General features: G+C 58.1%; 18 protein-coding genes. 7 read left to right on the top strand and 11 right to left on the bottom strand.

Annotated features, from left to right (window positions below; all coding sequences use genetic code 11):
- Positions 1-63 precede the first annotated feature (63 nt).
- Both NPS56_RS23555 and NPS56_RS23550 read right to left on the bottom strand, forming a co-directional pair.
- The gene (locus NPS56_RS23555) at positions 64-426 is read right to left on the bottom strand and encodes a hypothetical protein (protein WP_274076847.1); all 363 of its coding nucleotides are present in this window, start codon (positions 424-426) and stop codon (positions 64-66) included.
- A gap of 62 nt (positions 427-488) precedes the next feature.
- Entirely contained in the window at positions 489-5,708 is a 5,220-nt protein-coding gene (locus NPS56_RS23550; protein ID WP_274076846.1) for an NEL-type E3 ubiquitin ligase domain-containing protein, read from the bottom strand.
- Between the two features lie 239 nt (positions 5,709-5,947).
- Between NPS56_RS23550 and NPS56_RS23545 the strand changes: the two genes are divergently transcribed.
- Both NPS56_RS23545 and NPS56_RS23540 read left to right on the top strand, forming a co-directional pair.
- Positions 5,948-7,078: a sensor histidine kinase gene (locus NPS56_RS23545; RefSeq protein ID WP_274076845.1), complete on the top strand. Its 1,131-nt coding sequence runs from the start codon at positions 5,948-5,950 to the stop codon at positions 7,076-7,078.
- Between the two features lie 197 nt (positions 7,079-7,275).
- The gene (locus NPS56_RS23540) at positions 7,276-8,070 is read left to right on the top strand and encodes an RHS repeat-associated core domain-containing protein (RefSeq protein ID WP_274076844.1); all 795 of its coding nucleotides are present in this window, start codon (positions 7,276-7,278) and stop codon (positions 8,068-8,070) included.
- A 29-nt stretch (positions 8,071-8,099) separates the two neighbouring features.
- Here NPS56_RS23540 and NPS56_RS23535 read toward each other — a convergent pair whose 3' ends face one another.
- Both NPS56_RS23535 and NPS56_RS23530 read right to left on the bottom strand, forming a co-directional pair.
- Complete coding sequence (locus NPS56_RS23535) at positions 8,100-8,405, bottom strand: chaperone modulator CbpM (RefSeq protein ID WP_274076843.1); 306 nt, start codon at positions 8,403-8,405, stop codon at positions 8,100-8,102.
- Between the two features lie 23 nt (positions 8,406-8,428).
- On the bottom strand, positions 8,429-9,373 hold the full coding sequence (locus NPS56_RS23530; protein WP_274076842.1) for a DnaJ C-terminal domain-containing protein: 945 nt from the start codon (positions 9,371-9,373) through the stop codon (positions 8,429-8,431).
- A gap of 296 nt (positions 9,374-9,669) precedes the next feature.
- On the opposite strand from NPS56_RS23530, the gene NPS56_RS23525 reads away from it, so the two are divergent.
- The gene (locus tag NPS56_RS23525; RefSeq protein ID WP_274076841.1) at positions 9,670-10,944 is read left to right on the top strand and encodes an Hsp70 family protein; all 1,275 of its coding nucleotides are present in this window, start codon (positions 9,670-9,672) and stop codon (positions 10,942-10,944) included.
- 114 nt (positions 10,945-11,058) lie between these two features.
- Here NPS56_RS23525 and NPS56_RS23520 read toward each other — a convergent pair whose 3' ends face one another.
- The 3 genes from NPS56_RS23520 to NPS56_RS23510 all read right to left on the bottom strand — a co-directional run bounded on the left by NPS56_RS23520 (position 11,059) and on the right by NPS56_RS23510 (position 13,377).
- On the bottom strand, positions 11,059-12,072 hold the full coding sequence (locus NPS56_RS23520) for an AI-2E family transporter (protein ID WP_274076840.1): 1,014 nt from the start codon (positions 12,070-12,072) through the stop codon (positions 11,059-11,061).
- 134 nt (positions 12,073-12,206) lie between these two features.
- Positions 12,207-12,515 (bottom strand): PsiF family protein, encoded by a 309-nt coding sequence (locus NPS56_RS23515; RefSeq protein WP_274076839.1) that lies wholly within the window; start codon positions 12,513-12,515, stop codon positions 12,207-12,209.
- Between the two features lie 73 nt (positions 12,516-12,588).
- Positions 12,589-13,377: an AraC family transcriptional regulator gene (locus NPS56_RS23510; RefSeq protein ID WP_274076838.1), complete on the bottom strand. Its 789-nt coding sequence runs from the start codon at positions 13,375-13,377 to the stop codon at positions 12,589-12,591.
- A gap of 95 nt (positions 13,378-13,472) precedes the next feature.
- On the opposite strand from NPS56_RS23510, the gene NPS56_RS23505 reads away from it, so the two are divergent.
- Positions 13,473-14,360, top strand: a complete 888-nt coding sequence (locus NPS56_RS23505) for a DMT family transporter (protein WP_274076837.1) — start codon at positions 13,473-13,475, stop codon at positions 14,358-14,360.
- 77 nt (positions 14,361-14,437) lie between these two features.
- Here NPS56_RS23505 and NPS56_RS23500 read toward each other — a convergent pair whose 3' ends face one another.
- The 3 genes from NPS56_RS23500 to NPS56_RS23490 form a co-directional block, all read right to left on the bottom strand.
- On the bottom strand, positions 14,438-15,328 hold the full coding sequence (locus NPS56_RS23500) for an esterase/lipase family protein (RefSeq protein WP_274076836.1): 891 nt from the start codon (positions 15,326-15,328) through the stop codon (positions 14,438-14,440).
- A 108-nt stretch (positions 15,329-15,436) separates the two neighbouring features.
- Positions 15,437-15,742: a DMT family transporter gene (locus NPS56_RS23495; RefSeq protein WP_046819737.1), complete on the bottom strand. Its 306-nt coding sequence runs from the start codon at positions 15,740-15,742 to the stop codon at positions 15,437-15,439.
- Complete coding sequence (locus NPS56_RS23490) at positions 15,743-16,381, bottom strand: FMN-dependent NADH-azoreductase (RefSeq protein ID WP_274076835.1); 639 nt, start codon at positions 16,379-16,381, stop codon at positions 15,743-15,745.
- A gap of 119 nt (positions 16,382-16,500) precedes the next feature.
- On the opposite strand from NPS56_RS23490, the gene NPS56_RS23485 reads away from it, so the two are divergent.
- From NPS56_RS23485 to NPS56_RS23475, 3 genes are all read left to right on the top strand, one after another.
- Entirely contained in the window at positions 16,501-17,448 is a 948-nt protein-coding gene (locus NPS56_RS23485) for a LysR substrate-binding domain-containing protein (RefSeq protein ID WP_274076834.1), read from the top strand.
- A 216-nt stretch (positions 17,449-17,664) separates the two neighbouring features.
- Positions 17,665-18,426 (top strand): hypothetical protein, encoded by a 762-nt coding sequence (locus NPS56_RS23480; protein WP_274076833.1) that lies wholly within the window; start codon positions 17,665-17,667, stop codon positions 18,424-18,426.
- A gap of 70 nt (positions 18,427-18,496) precedes the next feature.
- On the top strand, positions 18,497-19,177 hold the full coding sequence (locus tag NPS56_RS23475; RefSeq protein ID WP_274076832.1) for a hypothetical protein: 681 nt from the start codon (positions 18,497-18,499) through the stop codon (positions 19,175-19,177).
- Between the two features lie 72 nt (positions 19,178-19,249).
- Here NPS56_RS23475 and NPS56_RS23470 read toward each other — a convergent pair whose 3' ends face one another.
- Positions 19,250-21,319 carry an AsmA family protein gene (locus NPS56_RS23470; protein ID WP_274076831.1) on the bottom strand — a complete coding sequence of 690 codons (2,070 nt, stop codon included), beginning with the start codon at positions 21,317-21,319 and terminating at the stop codon, positions 19,250-19,252.
- Between the last annotated feature and the right edge of the window lie 344 nt (positions 21,320-21,663).

Below are 21,663 nucleotides of genomic sequence, written 5' to 3'. Positions count from 1 at the left end.
GAAAAGGCCTGGATGCTTGCGCAGATCCAGGCCTTTGTTCGTCGGTTGGCTACGGCTGCAACATCAGAGCGGGTGCCTCGTCAACTCCTCGCGAGTGAGCTTCTCGATCAGCGACGCCTCTTCGATCTGGAGCTGAGCGTCCAGTTCGTCGGATTGCGCCTCGTACTGCGCCTCTGACAATTCCCCAGCCTGCTGGCTTTCTCGCAAATTGGCCAAGCGATCCTGATAGGGTTCGCGCTGAGCTTCGAATGGCGGCCGGTATTTGTTCGTCACGAAGTCCTTCCAGAAGTCTCTTGCCACCAGCGACTGAAACTCTTCAGCAGAACCGTCCAGCGCCACGACCTTGGCGTATGCCTCATCCAGCATCCTGGCTGTGACGTTGCCCTCGTTTCCGGGGTGCTTTGGTGGTTGCTTCGCATGGTACATATCCTTATGTACGACTTGGTGGGCCGGCACGAAGGTCGTCAGTCTTCATGCCGGAACAACCATCAGGGTTTCACGGTGAAAGGGATTTCGACCCGTTGCAGTTTTGCCCGGTCCATCGCCTGTTGGGTCAGGGTCTTGAGCAACGTCAGCCTCTGCGCATTGAGCAGGTTCATTTCCGTTTCATACTCCTCGGTGGTCATGACGCATCCGGGGACGATCGCGCTTTCCGGTTTGCCGAGTTCCGCCGCAAGCACCCTGATTTCCTCTTTCAACCGGGCTTTTTCCTGCACGGAAAGAGACTCGGTCGCCCGTCTCTCCAGCGCCATGTAAAACTCGGTTGTCGCATCGAGTCGACGCCGGATGGCCTTGAATGCAGCGCGATTGGAACCCTGGATGTAAGAGGCCCAGAAGGGCTGTTCGACAATCGAATCGCGTAGCAAATCACCCTCCTCCAGCGCCAGCACACGGGCGCAGGCGTCATCGATCATCGCCTGGGTGACACCCGACAGGGCTCTGAATTGCAAGTCCCGCGATTGCCATGGAAGATCCAGCCGGCTGGCGAGGTCCGTCATGTACGCCAGGTGAGTCTCGACTTCATCGATGGACCCGGTGACCACTCCTTGCGCATCGAGCCGCATGAAGCTGTCACCGCTCTCCAGTCGCCGGGCAATTTCCTTATGGGCGATGCGGCTCAGCTCATCCAGACGGGATTTGCCCCTGGCCAGCGACACCAGTTCGGCTTCGACCAGGCTCGGATTGGCCAGCTCGTAGGCTTCGTGAATCAGCACTTCAAGGCCCATGGCATTGAACAGCGCCGCCCCGGCGTCGACACAGTTGATCGGCTCTCGCGCCATGGTGAAAATCTGCTTGCGCAGTTCGCTGTTCTTTTCCATGGCCTCCAGCATTCGCCAGAGCTTGGCCGTCAAATCCACTCTGAAGGCGCGGTCATTTTGAAAGTGGCTGGATTGGGTGAGCAGTCTGATGTGATCGAAAAACGGCACTGAACCGATCTCATCTTCCACCTCATTCCATATTGGCTGACGGTCAACCCATTGCGCTCGCGTCATGCCTGCCTCCCAGTCGAGACTGTCGCGCACGCCACGCGACGGATAAGGCCGATCAGGGTCCAGGCCCACGGAGTGGGTGTAATCCCTGAGCTGATTCAGGTTTTCTGGCGATAGCCACTCCGGCTCTCGGTTCAACAACGTCCTGGCCAGCAACTCCGCCTCCCCGGAACCGGGTACCACCTCAGGCACAACGCTGATGACATTGCGCTGCAGGTTCACGAACAAATGCCGCAAACGCGGCAAGGAAAACAGGCCCGCGGGCCAGGTATTGATCCCGGTGTCCGCCAGGATTAACGTGTGCAGCAAAGGCATACGACCGATGTCCGGCACCCGGCCCAGAGGATTGCCTCGCAGGTCGATGGATTCGAGCCGGATGAGGTCGCGCAGCGCGTTCGCGGCCTCTACCGTCAATTCGATCCGGTTGTGGCCCAGGTACAGCGCGATCAGCGATTGCATGCGACCTACTGCAGTTGGCAGGCGGGTCAGGCCATTGTTGTTCATGTTCAGGGAACGCAGTCTTGGGAAATGCTCGATAAACCCGGCATGGGCATCGGTCAATCCGGTGTCAGCCAGATTCAGCTGGGTGACATGCTCAAAATTGGCCTCTAGCCTGGGCATCGTTTCCAGATGCCGCCCCATGGGCATGTTGCTTAGATCAAGGATCCATCCACGCGGGTTTCCCATGGCGTCGAGCTCCACGGGGCAGTTGCGTTGCCAGCAGCTTCTGATCGCCCTGTAGACACTATTGCGCGACTGCCATTGTGAAACGCCATCCGCGCTCAGGCTGAACGAGTCGAGGGGTGAATCCAGCCAGCGTCGAAAGCTGCTGTTGAGTTGATTGAACTCGGCTTCAAGAGCCCCCACTCGCTCCTCGGGTGTGCTCCCGCTGTCGCTGTGCTCCAGAAAGGTTTGAATGTCGGTTTCGCTCCAGCCGGGGCGAAGCGACTGGAGCCGTTCTTGCGCAGTCAGGTGGCCGCCGACTCGACGAAGTTGTTGGGAGAAGCCTTGCATACCCCCCCGCAACTTCATGGTATCGGGATCGTACTTCGGTTTTCGCAAAGGATTGTCCACCAGGATCGACCTGAACCTGTCGTGGCTCAGTGGAGAACGCAGAACGGATTGCTTGAGGGTTTCCCATTGATTGATCTGATAGCCCAGCGCTTCGCGTTCGGCATCGGGCAAGGCATGCAGGGCAGCGGCAAAGAAGTTATCCGGGCCGTGAAGCTCATGATCGTCTGCATTGCGCGCCTCATACAGACCCTCTTCGTTCTTGACCAGCACCTTGCGGATGGGGGCGTCAGCCGCGCCGATACTGTCATCCAGCGCGCCTGTCGCGGTACCGTTGCGCACCTCGATACGCACGTCTGCAGACCAGCCCGGCAGCGACTCAAGCGTTCGCAGAACCAGGCGCTCAGTGTCCGGGTTTTGCAGTTCATCGTGGAAAAGCCCCTCATAAGCGCGGTTCAGCCGCACCTCCAGCAACGCCGCCCGAGCCTGATGTTTGAGATGCAACGGTACGCGCTTGCGCTCGGCCATCACCGCCAGTTCCTCTGGCGAGGCTTGCGCCAACAGCTCCCTGGCGACACTGGTCGGCAGTTGCGGGAATGCGTCCTGAAGCCAGGCCACGTTAGCGTCGGTCTCGACCGCTGCGTGCTTGTAGAATGACTCGAAGAGTCGCTTTTTCTGCTCCTCTGAGTACATGGCCAGACGTTCCTGCAAGGCATCGATTTGCACCTGCCGGTCTTCGCCGATATCCCGACCGAGTACCTGCTGGATCTCCTCTTCGCTGAAAGCGTCCAGCACGCGATCAGATAATTCGCCGGCCTTCAATTGCGCAAAGGTCAGCTTCACGCGGTGTGCAGGCACAGTTTCCTGGTTGCCGTGCACGATGGAATCGCCCCACAACTCCGGCCCGCGGAACAGCTCGATGGCTTTGTACTCGGGCCATCGCGGCAATTCTGTCATCAAGGGTGGCAGGTGATCCGCCCATTGCGGCGCGACCTGATTGAGCCGTATTTGATCCACCAGCGTGCGCACATCGGCATACGCCTTGAAGCGCTTGAGGGTGTCGGCCAACACCGCCGGTGGCGGCTGTGTCTCTACTTGCAGCTTGCGCAGCACATCTTCCTGGACACCGCTGGCGATACGGATCTGTTCCAGCGTCTGATCGGAAAATGCATCGACAGAAGGGCCCAGACGCCGCATCAGTTCGGTCTTGTCCCACTCGACCGGGCGATCGAGCTCGGTGTGCCAGGCACCGGCACCGTTATGTTCCACTCTTGGCTGATAGGCTGTCGGCCGGTTCGGGTGCCTGAGTCGCGGTTGACCGGTCTGCGGATCTTCCTTGACCTCAAGATGCCTGCCACCCAGTGCCAGGATGTCCTGGCCGTTGTGTCGATGCAGTCCTCGTTCGTTGGGTTTGGAGTCGTTGGGCAACGACACTTTGTGATCGTAGGGACTCAGATCAGGGTTCCACAGACGGGTTTTGCCATCAGGCAGCTCGACCTTTTTCAGTTGGTCGATAAAAGGCGACACTTTGACCGCCACCGGCGTGCCGCCCGGTAGCACATGCCCGGCGCCCATGAGTGCCAGTTGGGCGAAATTGATCAGAACCGCGGTGAGATGAGACGCGGCCTCTTCCTTGTCGCCTTTGCTCCAGTCTTCGATACCCTCCAGGGTCTCAAGCATCATCTGGCCGACCATCACCGCCAGCACGGCTTCGCCTAATCCCGGCACCAACATGGCGCCGAAGTTGAACAGGTTCCAGCCAATGTCCAGGTAACTGGTCAGGCGTTTCCAGCGCGCGGTGGCGTCTTCATCGCCCGTGGGCACGGCGATCTGTCGCGCATCGGCAATCGCCTTGTCTCTGCGCCAGGCACAGAAATGCACCCAGAAATCGCCTTCGATCAGGTTGGTGATGGGTTCGGCATCCGGGTTCTCGACGGCGGTCTCGCGCCACCACGGGCCCATGTCCAGCGGCTCGCGCTGTGTCCAGGTAAAGGTGCTGAAGCGCTCGTTGACCCGTGCGAAGAAGCGTCCTTTATCCTTGTGCGGCACGAACCGGCTGAAGAACTCCTGGTACTGAGCCGAGCGCAACTGGCTCGTCAGTTCCTTCATGAAGTCGGTGAAAGAGTCGTATTGCCTGAGCGGATGATCCGGGTCGCCGGGGATGTAGGCGATCAATGTCCCGTCCAGCCGACTTTGTTCATGGATATCGTTACGGCGAACCATTTCCTCGACCACCCCGGTCGGGCCATTGGCAAAAAAGGCCTGGAGTGTCTTGAACTGGTCATATTCATACCCCGGCAAAATTTTCAGGCGACGAGACCAGTCGATCAGGTGTTGCAGCTGCTCCGGAACCAGCTCCTCGAGAGCCTGTTTTATTAGCGTGGGATCGGCCAGCGCACTGAACAGCACAATGCCCGTCAGCCGCGTGCCCATCAATGAGAGCCGGTGACAGTGCAATGGACGGCCTTGGTACAGGATGCTGTCCTGGTCATCCCGCAGCTCGATCAGTTTTCCGAAGGTATAGGAGTCGATATCGTTTTTTAATAGCGCAATGAGCATGGACTCACTGAAAGCAGCCCTTTCATGGGCCATGAACCGTTGTTCAAGTAGTTGTCGATCAGCAGTGACAGCTGGCTTGAGCAGAGACTTGATGTGTTGCTGATACTGCGCGCCGATATCGAGTTTGCGACACAACGTGGTGAACTTTTCGACGCTGCATTCATGACGCTGAAGTTCCCCTTCAGTGTCTTTGATGAAGATGCCCGAGCCGTCGCGAAAGGCGCCTTCGAGGGTTTCAGACAACTCAAAGTTATGCAGGGCGGCTTCCAGCAACGACGATTGCCTGAGCCGGCTGGCCTGGGTGTCGATGCCAATGCCGAGCGGGGCGGGAACATAGAGGCGCAATGAAGTCGTGCTGACATCCAGTTCGACGTTCAGCTCGTCGCTGAGGGCTTGGGTCAGTAAGGGCTTGGCAAACTCATTGATGTCGGTTTGCAGATTACCGACCGCATCAGAAACAACATCCTGTAAACGCCAGCGCTCCTGTATGAGTTGTTGCAAGTATCGACGATCAATCGCCGATGCCTTGATGTACCAGTCCGGAAAACCGGGCGTCAGTTGCGTAACCGATGCCAACCTTGAAGCCGAAGCATTTTTTATCAGGGCTGGCACTTTCTCAGCGAAATAATCCGAATGAAGTACAGTCATTTTCGCAAATCCTTATGCGATGAGTAGTGCCCCAGCTTATTCAACCGCCTCTAAAACAAAAGATTAAAATCCTGCTGGAACAACCCAGAAAAGACCCAGGACAAGATCGAATTCGAGAACCGGAAAAATAAATAGATACCACCCTATCGCCCCCGGACCTGATCCATCCCTCAGCGGTAGTTTTTGCCCGGCGGTAAAGAGGCTAAGATCCCCCCTACATTCCCAGCAGGAAACCGGTCATGCGCCTCCCCGACTTCATCAGGCAACACGTGGACCGTATCGTTGATGAATGGGAACAGTTCGCCAGTACCATCACGCCGGCGGCCGAAAACATGGACAGTGCAGCCTTGCGCGACCATGCCAAGGCGATTCTGTTGGCCGCCGCGCGTGACATGACCACCGCGCAAACCGCCAGCGAACAGCTGGCCAAGGCCAAGGGTGAAGGCCCCGAGAAAACCCCGAGCCTGGACGAAGCCGGTGCCAGCCATGGCGAGCTGCGGCATACCGTGGGTTTCGACCTGGTGCAGATGACCAGCGAATTCCGCCACCTGCGGGCCTGTGTGATTCGCCTGTGGGTCGACAGCCTGGAATCACCGGACCTGACCTATTTCCAGGACATGATCCGCTTCAACGAAGCCATCGATGAAGCACTCGCCGAATCCACGGCCGCCTATGCCGAACAGGTGAACCGCTCGCGGGATATCTTCCTGGCGATACTCGGCCACGACCTGCGCGCGCCGTTGCAGGCGCTGAGCATGTCCACTGAATTGCTGATGCGTAAAACATCGCTGGAAGGCGATGCGCTGGCCTGCGCGAACAACATTACGCGCAGTGCCCGGCACATGGCGGTGATGGTCAGCGATCTACTGGAGCTGGTACGCAGTCGACTGGGCAAGAGCCTGCCAATCGATCCCAAGCCCATGGACCTTGCCGATGCCGCACACGCGGCGATTGCCGAAGCCTGCGCCGGTAACCCGGAGTGCGATCCAACGGTCAGGGTAGAGGGAGATACTCGAGGGGTCTGGGATGCCGGGAGGCTGGGTCAGTTGCTGCAAAACCTGATTGGCAATGCGTTGCAGCACGGTGCGAACAAACGTGATGTGACGGTCACGCTCAACGGCGAGCCCGCCGCGGTTCGCATAACGGTCCATAACTACGGAGCGCCGATTCCCGCGAACGCCATCGGCACGATCTTCGATCCACTGGTGCGCAGCGCCGACGAAGAGCTTGGGCAGCCGTCGACCAGCCTGGGCCTGGGGTTATTTATCGTCAAGGAAGTGGTGGATGCGCATCACGGAACGATAGAAGTCAGTTCCAACGAGGCCGATGGCACGTTATTCACTGTAGTGCTGCCACGCAATCCCCTGTAGGAGCTGCCGCAGGCTGCGATCTTTTGATCTTCAACGTTCTATCAGCCGCCAAAATGCAGCGGCAAAATCAAAAGATCGCAGCCTGCGGCAGCTCCTACGGGAGCGGTGCACTATCAGATCTGCCAGTTCCCCATCCCGGTCATAGCGAGTAGAAAGAAGACGAATATCCCTCAAGCGCAACCAGGGAAGGTTTCTTCATGAGCCGCTCAAATCTCGATACCCCCAAACAGCAACGTACCGTCCTGTTAGCCACCGATCAGCAAAACTCGGTGCTCAGCGAAATTATCAGTGGCAGAAACAATCCCATGGCGTATTCCGCTTATGGGCATCAGTCAGCCGAACATGAGGTTGTATCGGGCCTGGGGTTTAATGGTGAATTGCGCGAGGCATCCCGTTGGTACTTTCTGGGCAATGGTTATCGGGTCTATAACCCTCGGTTGATGCGCTTTCATAGCCCGGACAGTTGGAGCCCGTTTGGGGCGGGTGGGTTGAATGCGTATACGTATTGTGAAGGGGAACCGGTGATGGGGTCGGATCCGACGGGGCATTTTAACCCCTCGAAGTGGTGGGGAAATATAACAAACTTTTTCGCGGGATCAACCAACCGACTGGTTTTAACACCTCCAAGACGTACGTCTTCTACGGTCGAGCTGATTCCTATAGGTAAATCGCCTCAAGTCCTCACTGAATTTAGCTTGCCGCTGCCCTCAGTCCCTCCCGCCTTGCCTGGTCCCCCCTTAAATAGATCTCTTAAGCCGACGAACCCTGCAACACGGAATGTTCCAATTGATCATCAAGGACCACTAAACACGTATTTTAACCCTGTCACCCGCCCTCTTCCTACTCCTCCAGATCAAATTGAAAAAGGAGTTGATATAGGTCGTGATGGTGTGGAGCTAGTGGAGCTAGCGGACCTTAGTAAGCATTTGAAACGCCGGCAGCAACCAGTGAGCCTGCAAAAACTCAGCAAATATTTTAGAAGCCAGAATTAGGAGCAAACAACGAAGACCCCGAAGGCAAACTACTCCACCACCAACCGCCCCAACCGCTGCCTCAACATCCGGTTCTCCGCCCGCAATTGCTGGACCTCCTCGAGCAAATCCAGCGCCAGCGCAACCCCTTCCCATTCCAGTTCCAGATCGCGCCGCAGTTTGGCGGCGCGTCTGGCCAGGGTCAGTTCGTAATCGGTGAAGCGCCAATCCTTGGGCTGACCGCCCTGAGGTTCGAGGATGCCGTGTTCGACGATTTCGATCACGTAGACGTCCGACAGGTCGGTCGCCTCACAGAATTCTGCCAGGTCCAGTTGAACGATCAGGGGGCTGCTCATGATGGGCTACTCCGTCGCTGGGTTCAGAAGTTTTCTCGCGGGTTGAAAGCGGCTTTCTTGGCCAGTTCCTGCCACAACGCCTTGACGTCATCGTCTGCGGCCTTGGGCATCACGGCCTTGAACTGGATGAACAGGTAACCGCGTTCGCCGGCCTTGTTCATCAGACCGTGGCCCTTGGCGCGCATGCGTTGGCCGTTCTGGCTGCCCGCCGGGACCTTGAGGTTGATCTTGCCGGTCAGGGTGGGCACGGCGACTTCGGTGCCCAGCGCCAGTTCCCACGGTGCCAAGGGCAAGGTGATGATCAGGTTCTCGCCTTCGACGTCGAATTTCGGGTGTGGCGCAAAGCGAATGGTCAGGTACAGGTCGCCATTGGCACCACCGCCGACTCCCGGAGCGCCCTGGCCCTTGAGGCGAATGCGTTCACCATCGGTCACACCCGCCGGGATCTTCACGTTCAGGCTTTTGCTGGTGTTGCTCACATGCTGGCCGGCCGGGTTGTACTGCGGCACCTGGAAGGTGACCTTCTTCGACTCGGTCGACAGGGTTTCTTCGAGAAAAACGCCCAGTTCCATCTCCACGTCTTGCCCTCGGCGTCCGGTGCTGCGACGTGATTCCGCCCCGCCGAAGCCAGGGCCACGATTACCAAAGATCGAGCTGAAGAAATCCGAGAAGTCACCGGTGTCCTGGCCACCGCCGCCAAAACCGCCACGGCTCTGCCAGCCCGGTGGTCCCTGGAACGGTTGACCATGCTGACCATAGCGGCGCAATTCATCGTATTCGGCGCGTTTGTCAGCGCTTTTCAACGCCTCATAGGCTTCAGAGGCGTCCTTGAACTTGGCTTCGGCGTCCTTTTCCTTGCTGACATCGGGGTGGTATTTACGCGCCAGCTTGCGATAGGCCGCCTTGATCGCCTTGTCGTCTGCTGTCGGCTCCACGCCGAGAATCTTGTAATAGTCTTTGAAGTCCATCGCGGGAATCACCATCCGTTATCGAAATCGCGCCACCTGCCCCAGCATGCACGTGTTTGCAGCACAAGGTTAGACCGATCTCAAGGTTGTGACCGGGCGGCGCGTAAGAAGTTTATCGGCAGCGGGCGGTGCGACTTACGGGTGCTCCGCGGCTACCAGCTTGATGCAGGGTAGTTTGGGGGTGTTGAGCCATCTTTCAAGACATTGTTTCCCGGAATTAGCAGATAGTCGGCCTTCGAATCTGTCGCGCACTGACATACACTGCGCGGCCGTTTTTTAACCGGAACCGCAAAGACATGAACAACGCATCTCCAGCCCGTGCCGTGGGCATCGACTTTGGCACGTCAAACTCCACCGTCGGCTGGCTGCGCCCCGGCATGGAAACGCTGATCGCGCTGGAGGACGACAAGATCACCCTGCCTTCGGTGGTCTTCTTCAACATCGAAGAACGCCGCCCGGTGTACGGCCGGCTGGCGCTGCACGAGTACCTCGAAGGTTATGAAGGGCGGTTGATGCGCTCGCTCAAGAGCCTGCTGGGCTCCAAGCTGATCAAGCACGACACCAGCGTCCTGGGCACGGCGATGCCGTTCAAGGACCTGCTCGGCCTGTTCATCGGCCAGCTCAAGAGCCGTGCCGAAACCGCCGCTGGTCGGGAATTCGAAGAAGTGGTGCTGGGCCGTCCGGTGTTTTTTGTCGACGATGACCCGATGGCCGACAAAGAGGCCGAAGACACCCTGGTGGACGTCGCGCGCAAGATCGGCTTCAAGGAAGTCTCCTTCCAGTACGAACCGATTGCCGCCGCTTTCGACTATGAGTCGACCATCGAGAAGGAAGAGCTGGTACTGATCGTCGACATCGGCGGTGGTACTTCCGACTTCTCGCTGGTGCGTCTGTCGCCGCAGCGTCGGGGCATGGATAACCGCCAGGATGACATCCTCGCCACCGGCGGCGTGCACATCGGCGGGACCGATTTCGACAAGCAATTGAGCCTGCAGGGCCTGATGCCGCTGTTCGGCTACGGCAGCCGGATGAAGAGCGGCGCCTACATGCCCACCAGCCACCACATGAACCTGGCGACCTGGCACACCATCAACTCGGTGTATTCGCAGAAGTCCCAGCTGGCCCTGGGCAGCATGCGCTACGACATCGAAGACACCGGTGGCATCGACCGCCTGTTCAAGCTGATCGAACAGCGCGCCGGGCACTGGCTGGCCATGGAAGTCGAAGAGACCAAGATCCAGCTGACCCATGCAGACCACCGCCACGTACCGCTGGATCGTATCGAAGCCGGCTTGAGTGTGGAGCTCAGCCGTGCCCTTTTCGAATCGGCCATCGATAACCTGCTCGAACGCGTGCGCAATAGCGTCACCCAACTGCTGACCGACGCCGATGTGCGGGTCGATCAGGTGGACACGGTGTTCTTCACTGGGGGTTCGAGTGGTATTCCGGCGCTGCGCAACAGCGTCTCGGCGATGTTGCCGAATGCACGGCATGTGGAAGGGAATATCTTTGGCAGCATCGGCAGTGGCCTGGCGATTGAGGCGGCCAAGCGTTACGGTTCGATGGGCTGATCCGAAACCGAGTCGCCCCCATCGCCAGCAGGCTAGCTCCCACAGTGAAATGCATTCCAATGTGGGAGCTAGCCTGCTGGCGATGGCGTCAGATCAGGCGCTACATCTCTCGGATCAAACCATCCCCACCTGCTTCAACTCGCTCTTCAGGTACGCATAATAAATCGGCCCTGCCACCACCCCCGGCAGGCCGAACGCGGCTTCGAACACCAGCATTGCCAGGAGCAACTCCCAGGACTTGGCACTGATCTGCCCACCGACGATCCGCGCGTTGAGAAAATACTCGAGCTTGTGGATGACAATCAGGTAGCCCAGCGCGGCCAGCGCCACCCAGATCGACAGCGACAGGCCGACGATCGTGATCAGCGTGTTGGACATCAGGTTGCCGATCACCGGCAACAGGCCGAGCAGGAAGGTCAGCACGATCAGGGTCTTGGTCAGGGGCAGCTTGATGCCGAACATCGGCAGCACCACCGCGAGGAAAATCCCGGTAAAGAAGGTGTTGAGCAGGGAAATCTTGATCTGCGCGAACACGATGTTGCGAAACGCCTGCACCAGCAGGTGCAGGCGGTCGAACAGGGCCGCGGCCAGCGGTTTGCGTTTGGTCAGGTCCGGGATGCGTTGCAGGGCAATGATCGCCCCGAGCACCATGCCGATCAGCAACGTCACGAACATGTGCGCCGCATCCTTGCCCACCAACTGCAAGTCACTGAGGTGCTTGCTCACCCACTCGCCGATCGCCACGCGAAACTCCGCTGCACTGGCGGGCAGATAGGCATCGATGAACGGCGGCAATTGCCCGCGCGCGCGATCGACCACGCCCATGAACTTGTCGAGGGAAGCCCCGGGGTTTTCCGCTTCGTGCAACAGAAAGCTGATGGCACCGGCGAAAATCAGTGTCAACGCGCTGACCACCAATGTGCCCAGCAACGCCACCGCCAGCCACCGCGCACGCCGGCCTTCGATCAGCCGCTGCAATTGCGGGGTGAGCATGTTGACCAGCTCGAACACCAGCAACCCGGCCAGCAGGCTGGGCAACAACCGCAGCGGGATCACCAGCAGCAGTCCGCCAAAGATGATGACCCAGCTAATGACCAGCAACACATGACGTTGAGAAAACGTTGGCATACAGCCTCAAAACGAACGGCGTAAAAGGATTGGCAGTCTGCCAGCGATCCGATGGCAGCACTAGGGAATGTGTGGGTCGACCTTTGTCGGAGAGTGATCGGTTATTTGCGCTGCTCGCATTCCCGGCCCAGTGTTTATTTTTTCTTCAGGCAATCACTCATGAACGCCTTGCGCTCATCGCCCTTGAGGGCCTTGGTCGTGGCATCGGCATTGCAGGTTTTCATTTTCTCCTGCTGTGGCGTCAAGGCAGGGACGGTTTCAGTGGCCGCCGGTGTCGCCTTGAGGCAATTGCTCATGAAGAGTTTGCGCTCATCGCCCTTGAGGCTTTTGGCCGTGGCGTCGGCGTTGCAGGTGGTCATCTTGTTCTGTTGGTCAGTGGCGGCAAAACCTTGGGAACACAGGAGCAAACCGATCAGCAGCAAAGGGGCGCGCAACATCGTCATGGAGTGTTCTCCTTGTCACCGCACCGAGGGGGAACGGTCTTGCACTGGAGTGTAGACAACACCTGTAACACCTTCATCCTGTCTCCAGGTGGCTGCGTCGATACTGCTCCGGCGTACACCCGGCCTGGCGCTGGAACATGGCGATGAACGCCGAGCCGGTGCTGTAGCCCAGGTCGAAGGCGACGTCCTGAATGCTGCGGTGACTGTCCAGCGCCTCGATCGCCGTCAGAAAGCGCAGGCGTTGGCGCCACTCACCGAAACTCATGCCCAACTCGCGGACAAACTGCCGCGCCAGCGTGCGTTCGCTGACATGAATCTGCGCGGCCCAGTCCGCCAGTGGCCGGTTATCCCCAGGCTCGGCTTGCAGTGCCTCAAGGACTCCAAGCAATCGGCTACTGCTGGCATAGGGCAGATAACACTCATGCACCGGTGCTTGCTGCAGTTGATCCACCAACACCTGGGCCAGGCGCTGGTCCGCGGCCTGCTTGGGGATCTTCACGTCCCGGGCGGCAAAGTCCTTGAGAATTGCCTTGAGGATGTCGCTGATGGCCAGGGTGCAAGCCTCTTGTGGCAGATCAGCGCAAAGGGTGGGCGCCAGGCAGACTGCGCGATAATTGATCGGCTGGTTGCTGTAGAAGCTGTGCTCGGTCTCGGGGGGCACCCACACGGCGTATTGCGGTGGTGACATGAAGCGACTGCCGCCGATTTCCATGTGCAGTACGCCATGGGCCGAATACTCCAGCGTGCCCCACGGGTGCCGATGCGCCGAGGCAAAGCGATGGGCATCGAAATCGGCGTAGCGGAAGTACACCGGGGCGGGTAACTCGCTGAAATCCAGCAGGTCGATGTGTTTACTGGTCATGCTGTCCGGAATTGGCGGTCGGTTGTCTGTATTGAAGTATAGGCCTGTAACCAGACAAGGGATAATTACCCCTTATCAACGTTCTGGTTTTCCCCATGCAATACGCTTATCCCCTGCTGGCCATTTTCATCTGGGCCGGCAACACCGTCATCACCAAAATGTCGGCCGGGGCGATATTCCCCGCCGAGATCGGATTCTACCGCTGGCTCCTGGCCGGCTTGTTGTTCACGCCCTTCATGCTCAAACCGGTGATTGCCCACTGGCCGTCCATTCGCCCGAACCTGGGCAAGATCTTTGTCCTCGGCGTGCTCGGCATGGCGGTTTATCAAAGCCTGGCGTATTTCGCCGCGAGCCTGACCTCCGCCACCAACATGGGCATCATCCTGTCGTTGATGCCTTTGATGTCGCTGGCCATGGCGATCATCAGCCTCGGCCAACGCCTGACTATCGGCGCATTGGCCGGTGCGGTGCTGTCGTTTGCCGGGGTATTGGTGGTGGTCTCGTCCGGTAGCCTGGGCGTGCTGCTGGAACACGGGGTGAACCTGGGCGACGCGATGATGCTGATCGCCACCCTGGCCTACGCGATCTACAGCACCTTGCTGAAAAAATGGCAGCTGCGCTTGCCGCCATTGGTGCTGCTGTACTTGCAGGTGCTGGTCGCGGTGGTGGTGTTGTTTCCGCTGTTTCTCGCCTCACCGAAAACCGGCCTGACCTTGCAGAACATCCCCTTGGTGCTTTACGCCTGCCTGCTGGCCTCGATGGTCGCACCGCTGGCGTGGATGCAGGCCGTGGTACGTTTGGGGCCGAGCCGGACCACGCTGTTCTTCAATTTACTGCCGTTGATTACCGCGCTGATTGCGGCGGTGGTGCTGCATGAGCAGTTGACGCTTTATCACCTGGTGGGCGGGATGTTGACGTTGGGCGGGGTGATTCTTTCCGAGCGCTGGACCACCGTATTGGGCCGCAAGGTCAGCGTTGCCTGAGCCAAAAAGGTCGCAGCCTGCGGGAACGCATTCCCCCTGTAGGAGCTGCCGCAGGCTGCGATCTTTTGATTTTGATCTTATAAACCGGCAGCCTTTAACCGAGCCGCATGCTCGACAAACAATCGGATCGGCTCCGCCCCCTTCCCCACCAGCCCCAACGACTGATTGACGATGTCGAAATGGTCCAACGGATACTCGTCGCCAATCACCGTCCCCAGGTGCGAGGAATACCGCCCGACCATCCCGTCGCAATGCCCGGCCTCGCGAACGAAGGTTCTGGCAAACAAACGACAACTGCGGTTGGTACCGTCCAACAGGTTGCGCCCGCGATCGGTCTTGCCCGGCTGCAAGGTCCCGGACCAGGAATAGTAACGCACGCCGTTCACCTGTTCCGGCCCCTGCCCGCCCCAGGTTTCAGGCAGCCCCTGTGGATAACGTTGATTGAACAGCGCCACGCCCTCAGTGGTGAGCGAATGATGGGAAGCGTGGATATCCACAGGCAACTTCGGTCCGCGATAGCCGGTTTCCAGCAGGCACATCAGCGCCGCGACGCACCGTATGAAAAAGCTCACCAGCCGCCCCATGGCACTGTCATGCGGATAGTGCTTGTGCAGATAGTCCGCCAGTTCCGAACCATGATTGGGCCCCGCCACCGAGGTCACCGAGGCGATCAGATCCGGGCGTTTGGCTGCTGCGTAGCGGGCGGTCAGCGAGCCCTGGCTGTGGCCAATCAGGTTGACCTTCCCGGCACCGGTCTCGCGCAGAATCTCCTCGATCCGCGCCAGCAGTTGCTCACCGCGCACATCATCGGAGTTGAGCGGCGAAACCTGCACCGCAAACACCACCGCACCACCACGGCGCAATGCCTCGGCGATCCCGTACCAGTACGGATAAAGCACCAAACGGATGAACCCGAGCATTCCCGGGACCAGCACCAATGGGTAACGCGTGGCCGAACCTTGCGACATGGGCGAAACATCCTTGTGATCGGTGAGGTGATGCATGGCGGATGCAAGACATCCGCCAAGCTTCGCCAGCGAACATGACAAACCGACGACCAGTCTAGGACATCCGCCCTACTTCAGTCCCACCACACCCGCCACGATCAGCCCGACCGACAGCAGCTTGACCGCGGTCAGGCTCTCGCCGAGCAACGCAAAGCCGAGAAACACCGTGCCCAGGGAACCGATGGCGGTCCAGATCGGGTAGGCGATGCTCACCGGCAACTCGCGCATGGCCAGGGTCAAAAAATAAATCCCGCCCACCGCGGCCACGATGGTCATCAGCGAGGGCCAGAGCCGGGTAAAGCCCTCGGCGTACTTCATGCCCATGGCGAAGGTGACTTCGAACCCGGCGGCGATCAGCAAAAACAGCCAGGCCATCTAGAACTCCCTGGCCAGCGCCAGCAAGCGCTGCTCTGCTTCGGCGGCAGAGACCTGGAACGTGCGCGTCTCGGACTCTTCGCCTTCGGCGGCGACCACCGTGACATCGGTGATGCCGATGAATCCCAGCGCCGTGCGCAGCAGCGTATCGGCATGGTTCATTGCCTCCAGCTCGCCGCCCGGACCGAAGCCGAAACCGCCGCGACTGGTCACGATCAAGGCCTTTTTACCCTGCACCAGTGGCTCGTACTGCGCGATGCCGTTATCCAGGGTGTGATTGAAGGTCAGCCCGAGCCGCACGATCTGGTCGATCCAGGCTTTCAAGCCGCTGGGCACGCTGAAATTGTGCATCGGCGTGGAAATCACCAGCACGTCATGTCCGAGCAACTCGCCGACCAGCGTGTCGCTGAATGCCAGATCCGCTTGCATCGACAGGGGCCGCGCGTCGGGTTCGGGATAGAACGCGGCGGCCACGAACGCTTCGTTGACCGGTGGGATCAACGCTCGGCCGACTTCGCGGCGGGTCAGCTTCGATTGCGGGTGACGGGCCTGCCAGGCCGACAGAAACACTTCCGCCAAACGCCGGGAGTGCGAACGATCCCCTCGTGGACTGGCATGAATCGCAAGAACTGTGCTCATCTGACTCTCCTTGGGACTAAACTCAAATTGCGGGTGGCTTGCAGCTTGTAACTCACTGCTGCCCACTACAACTGAACAAAAGTCAGTCCGGATGAATCTATTTCATCCATGGAGATATCATGTTTGCCTCATTGCCATTGACCGCCCTGCGCGCTTTCGAATCCGCCTCGCGCCTGCTGAGTTTCAAGGCCGCCGCCGAGGAGCTTTCAGTGACTCCAACGGCAGTGTCTCACCAGATCCGCTCGCTCGAGAGTTGGCTGGGTGTGGCGCTATTCGAACGCTTGCCACGCCAGGTGCGCCTGACCGAAGGTGGCGAACGGCTGTTCCACAGCCTGCACGGCGCCTTGCTGGAAGTGGCGCAAAGCGTCGACACCCTGCGTCCGCACCGCAGCGGCACGAACCTGACGATCTCCACCACCGCCGCCTTCGCCGCCCTGTGGCTGGTGCCGCGCCTGGGCCGATTCTATGCTCGACACCCCAACATCAGCCTGCGCCTGGACACCCATTGCGAAGTGATCGATCTGCATCAGGACGCCAGTGTCGACCTGGTGGTGCGCTACAGCCTCGATGACTATCCGAACCTGTATGGCCTTTGCCTGTTCGATGAGTCTTTCGGCGTTTACGGCTCGCCGGAACAAGTGGCCTTGGCTGCCCATCACACGCCTACGCTGATCAGCGTGCGCTGGCACAATTCCAAGCTCTACGCCCATGGCTGGGAAGCCTGGTGCGCACAGTCCGGCGAGGATTGGTTGGCGGGTCAGCCCACCGTGCGCGAATACGATGAAGAACATTACGCCTTGCAAGCGGCGATTGCCGGTCAGGGCCTGGTGCTGGCGAGTAATATCCTGATTTCAGAAAGCGTGGCCAGTGGATTGCTGATGGCTTATCGGGGGGAAATCCAGGTTGATGGTGCCGGTTACAGCGCACTGTGTGTACCGGGACGTGAGCGACATCCACCGGTGCGTGATTTTTTTGCGTGGTTGCGGGAGGAAGCTCGAATGTCCGGACTATTGCCTGGCGGCAACTTGGACATTGAGTCCCCTGGACATAAAATATCACACTCGTAGTGCAACCTGCAGACCGAATACAACGAAAATTAAAAAACCTTCAACAACTAGACAGCCTTGCTCAAACCCTCCACAAAGTTTACTTCACCACCTGCTGCACCCGCATAAAAAACTAACAGCATAGAGTTACAAAGACTCGCTAGACATCAACACGTAGTTCTTTATATTGAACCAACAGACAAACACTCTGTTCAAAAACTATAAAGGACTATAGACATGCACATCGAACAAAGACTTGAACTTCTGGACTCTCTGCCTCCTCTGCCCGCAGCCAGCATGCCAACCATTCGAGCTTTCGCACCTGACGTTCCGATTGATCCAAACAAGCCAAGCGGAACCGTTGGAAATGAAATGGTCAACCTATTCATGGCGGGCACTGGCGAACAAAATCGTAGAGACGTCAATAGCTGCAAGCAATTAGTACAACATGCAGCCACTAAACTTTACGACCCGCAAAAAGAGCTATACCAGTGGTACAAGTATTACGTCGACACTTTGCAAAAGCTCGGCTGGATTACCCAAGCCTCACAATTAAAAGAGCAGACAATTAAACGTAGCGGTTTGACAATGGACACCGTGGCTCTGTATGTGATGCAAGGCTTTGTAGGCGCTAACATTTCAAAACTAGCGGAACTGGCTGGTAAAGGCTTGGCAAAAATCAAACAAAGTGACGGCCTGGTTGATATTTATAACGGTACAGCCAATGTCGGATCTGACGCAAAATTTGACATGTCACCGATATGGGAGACCAAGGAAGGCTACCCAATGATGATTCTTAACTGCAATACCCTGAACGTACGTGAAAGCAGTCGAGGTATTCTTTGGTGGAAGTCAACAACCCAGGAAACAAGAATAAAAACAGCCGCACAGGCCGTATACCTCAACGTGGACGTTTATGCGGGGATACGTCAAGCTGTTCTTGATAAAATCGGCGCTACCGCCAAAAACGCACTTGCCGACATTCCGAACATGGACTGATAAATATTCTCGAATAGTAGCTCGCGAGTCCTCACGAGCTATTTCAATTATAATGAAAGCGAAAAACTCTATGACCGACACTACATTGGACATCTATATTGTCGATGGAAACGTCACTTTGTTTTTTGGAGAGCATTCAAACTCTTTCAAAAGTGACATTTTGAATTCCAGCTTGCTAGCGCATCTGGTTTCAAATCCGAAGGGCATTGCTACAGATGACTGGTTCCACTCGTACAAAAAACTCTTGGGATCACTATCATGGCTACTTAAAAGCGACGGCACTCAAAACCCCAAAGTGCAATCAGCGAGCATCTCAAGCCTTGCAAAACTTGCTTTATCCCGTTATCTATCAGCCACTCAGCTGGATAAGATGACTGAATGTCTCTCTGAAATAAAACACTTACCAAATGATTCCGAAATCCTGTCTGCAATACAAAAAAGACTCCAAACAACAGATAACAGCGTCAAACAGACAACCACGACAATCTGCCCTCTTCTGACCATTGTTTGCGATGGCGGAATGGTCATATCATCGCTGATTCGCTTCGAGACTAGTGGCCGCATTGACGTTTCCATTTTCGACGAAGAACTGCCATCGAGTAAAATAAATGGCACACCGAAAATCAACCAGTGGATTACTTTTCTGGGCGAAGAAAACTATGCCAACATTCGAAATACCGTAATTGAAAAGCTCGGCAGCAAAATTAAAACAAGACTATTTCACCTTGATGCTGCCTCCTCGTCAAACTAGCACTTATGTGCCATACGACCCGCACGCTATTGGCAAACTCGACACCATTAGCGTGCGCTCCTAAACAGGCTTCTATCTTTCGACGGACTTCGGTGCTTTACCCGCCTTCATCTGCTCCAGCAACGGCGCGCACTGATTCGGTTCTCCGCCACTTGGTGCAACCAACGCCAACAACCCCGCCGCCGGCGCGGCAATCACACCCAGTGCAACCATCCCGGCCCCACGCAACATCAAGGGTACGGCTTTCACGCCAGCGTCGGGCTTGATGAACTTGCCTCGCACATACAGCGGCGAACGCAGTGAGATCAGCCGCCAGCCCTTGGATTCCGGCGTGATGGTCAAGTCCAGCTGCTCGGTGGCCATGTTCGCCGTGCCATCGATGTAAATGATCGCGTTCTCGGTATCGAAGACGAACAACCGCGTAGTGGCCAGACCACTCTTGATATCGAAATCGGCAGCGGCGCAGTTGATCTTCACTTCTTTGTCGCCAAAGATCTTGCCAACCACATAGTTGCCTACGTTCAACCCGGCCAACTCCATCAACTCACGACTGATGGCGCCGTCATTGATCAGCATTTTCAGCTTGCCATTGGCACTGCCCAGCAACTTGGCCACCGAGTTGCCGCGCCCGGTAATGTCGGCATCGCCATTGAGTTCGCCGAAGCTGGTTTTCATTGGCTCGAAGGTCGGGAACAACTGCTTGAGCTTGAAACCCCGGGCGGTCAGTTTTGCCTGGCCTTCCAGCGGTTCGGTGTGCCCGTTCAAGCGAATCTGCGCATCCAGTTTGCCACCGGCCACGCCGAATCGCAGCGGCTCGAGACTGAGCACGCCATCGGTGAGCACCAGGTGCGTGTAGAGGTCGTTGAATGGCAACTTTTCGCTGTGGACGATGCGCTTGCCGGTAAATTCGACATCCGCGTCCATGTCGCGCCAGCGATCCGTCTTGAACTCCTCGACCGGCAGTACCTTGTCCGCCGGCTGTTTGCTCTCGCCGCCGCGGGCTTTCTGCTTGGCATTGGAGTCGGCGCCGATCAACGGGGCCAGGTCGGCAAACAACAATTGATTGGAGAGCAGCGAACCGCTGAGTTTTGGGCGCGGCTGGCCAGCGACGTAGGTCAGGCTGCCATGGATGTCGCTCGCACCGATCGTGCCGTTGAACGCTTCATAACGGAAAACCGCCCCGCCCGGCTCATGCAGCTTGGCGATCAGATGGCCGTCGGTGGCATAGGGCGGCGTATCCGGCAGGGTCACGCCGGTCAGGGGATAGAGGTTGCCCAGGCTGGCGCCGGCCAGTTTCAGGCGCAGATCCAGGGCGCCCAGATTCAGTGGATCGGTCAGCGTGCCGGCCAGCTCGACGCTGGTATCGGCAATCTTCGCTTGCGCCTGCAGCGGAAACGGCCGGGCCGCGTCCTGCAGCGCCAGCAAGCCGCCGATCTTGCCCTGACCCGTGAGTTTCTGGCCGTGATACTGGCCTTTGACCTTCAGGGCAAACGCGTAATCCTGGGGCGCAGCGCCTTGCTCGGACACGGTTTTCGCCGCTTTGTCGCCGACGATTTCGCTGAAGGGAATCGGCTTGCCCAGGGGGTCGATCAGCAGGTCCAGTTGGGTTTTCAGGCTCTGGTCGTCGAGGGTGACATGTCCCTTGTCGAAGCCGATCGCGCCGATATCCAACACCCAGGGTGAGGGCTCGGCGTTCGGGTCTTTCGGGTCGAACTTGAAGGTCCAGTTGGCACGACCGTCGGCCAGGCGTTGCAACTCGGCATTGGGTTCGGTGAGGTCGATGCGGGGGATCACCACGCGCTGCGCCAACAAGGCCAGGGGCGATATGCGCAGCTCGACGCGCTTGAGGCTGGCCATCTGCGGTGCCTTCGACCAGTCCGGGTTGCCCAGGCTCAGGTCTTCCGCCACCACGTGCGGCCAGGGCACCCAGGCCCGCCAGCCACCCTCGTCGGGCTCGCGCTGCCAGACCACCGCCAGATTGCCGTTGATGGCGAAGGGGCGGTGCAGTTCTTCGGACACCTTGGCATTGAGGGGCGGTTTGATCCGGTTCCAGTCGAAGAACACGATGATCAGCACCAGCACGGCCAACAACACAACGAAGCTGGCCAGGGTCCAGGCGAGAATCTTACGGGTGCGCGTCATTGCACAGAGCTCCTGATACGGCTGAGCGCCACGATCGCGATGCTCAGGAGAAACGCAGGGCCAGAACCGGCCCGTCATGCAGTCTACGACTGGAAAATGGCCCGCAGGTTTAATCGAAAAGCCGATTTTGCCGCAATTGACGTGTTCAACGCGGCCCCCTCCTCCCGTCCGGCGTTACCGGCGACGCACTTTTGCGTGGCGTGGGTGAGTCGAAAATACCCACCGCAGTGCTTCGCAAAGGCCCGGTTTACAAGGGCTGCAGAGAACAATCAATTCCGTTGATTATTAACATTGCGTTTATGAACTTTTATATCGACTTATCGAGAGTAGCATTGCCCTCGTAC

This window comes from Pseudomonas putida, from assembly GCF_028682635.1.
Classification (GTDB): Bacteria; Pseudomonadota; Gammaproteobacteria; order Pseudomonadales; family Pseudomonadaceae; genus Aquipseudomonas; species Aquipseudomonas putida_AE.
This window is presented reverse-complemented; position numbering and strand designations above follow the sequence as displayed.

Bases quoted from the DNA above. Each gene is read 5' to 3' on its own strand.
- NPS56_RS23555 (WP_274076847.1), bottom strand. From the start codon at position 426: ATGTACCATGCGAAGCAACCACCAAAGCACCCCGGAAACGAGGGCAAC.
- NPS56_RS23550 (WP_274076846.1), bottom strand. From the start codon at position 5,708: ATGACTGTACTTCATTCGGATTATTTCGCTGAGAAAGTGCCAGCCCTG.
- NPS56_RS23545 (WP_274076845.1), top strand. From the start codon at position 5,948: ATGCGCCTCCCCGACTTCATCAGGCAACACGTGGACCGTATCGTTGAT.
- NPS56_RS23540 (WP_274076844.1), top strand. From the start codon at position 7,276: ATGAGCCGCTCAAATCTCGATACCCCCAAACAGCAACGTACCGTCCTG.
- NPS56_RS23535 (WP_274076843.1), bottom strand. From the start codon at position 8,405: ATGAGCAGCCCCCTGATCGTTCAACTGGACCTGGCAGAATTCTGTGAG.
- NPS56_RS23530 (WP_274076842.1), bottom strand. From the start codon at position 9,373: ATGGACTTCAAAGACTATTACAAGATTCTCGGCGTGGAGCCGACAGCA.
- NPS56_RS23525 (WP_274076841.1), top strand. From the start codon at position 9,670: ATGAACAACGCATCTCCAGCCCGTGCCGTGGGCATCGACTTTGGCACG.
- NPS56_RS23520 (WP_274076840.1), bottom strand. From the start codon at position 12,072: ATGCCAACGTTTTCTCAACGTCATGTGTTGCTGGTCATTAGCTGGGTC.
- NPS56_RS23515 (WP_274076839.1), bottom strand. From the start codon at position 12,515: ATGACGATGTTGCGCGCCCCTTTGCTGCTGATCGGTTTGCTCCTGTGT.
- NPS56_RS23510 (WP_274076838.1), bottom strand. From the start codon at position 13,377: ATGACCAGTAAACACATCGACCTGCTGGATTTCAGCGAGTTACCCGCC.
- NPS56_RS23505 (WP_274076837.1), top strand. From the start codon at position 13,473: ATGCAATACGCTTATCCCCTGCTGGCCATTTTCATCTGGGCCGGCAAC.
- NPS56_RS23500 (WP_274076836.1), bottom strand. From the start codon at position 15,328: ATGTCGCAAGGTTCGGCCACGCGTTACCCATTGGTGCTGGTCCCGGGA.
- NPS56_RS23495 (WP_046819737.1), bottom strand. From the start codon at position 15,742: ATGGCCTGGCTGTTTTTGCTGATCGCCGCCGGGTTCGAAGTCACCTTC.
- NPS56_RS23490 (WP_274076835.1), bottom strand. From the start codon at position 16,381: ATGAGCACAGTTCTTGCGATTCATGCCAGTCCACGAGGGGATCGTTCG.
- NPS56_RS23485 (WP_274076834.1), top strand. From the start codon at position 16,501: ATGTTTGCCTCATTGCCATTGACCGCCCTGCGCGCTTTCGAATCCGCC.
- NPS56_RS23480 (WP_274076833.1), top strand. From the start codon at position 17,665: ATGCACATCGAACAAAGACTTGAACTTCTGGACTCTCTGCCTCCTCTG.
- NPS56_RS23475 (WP_274076832.1), top strand. From the start codon at position 18,497: ATGACCGACACTACATTGGACATCTATATTGTCGATGGAAACGTCACT.
- NPS56_RS23470 (WP_274076831.1), bottom strand. From the start codon at position 21,319: ATGACGCGCACCCGTAAGATTCTCGCCTGGACCCTGGCCAGCTTCGTT.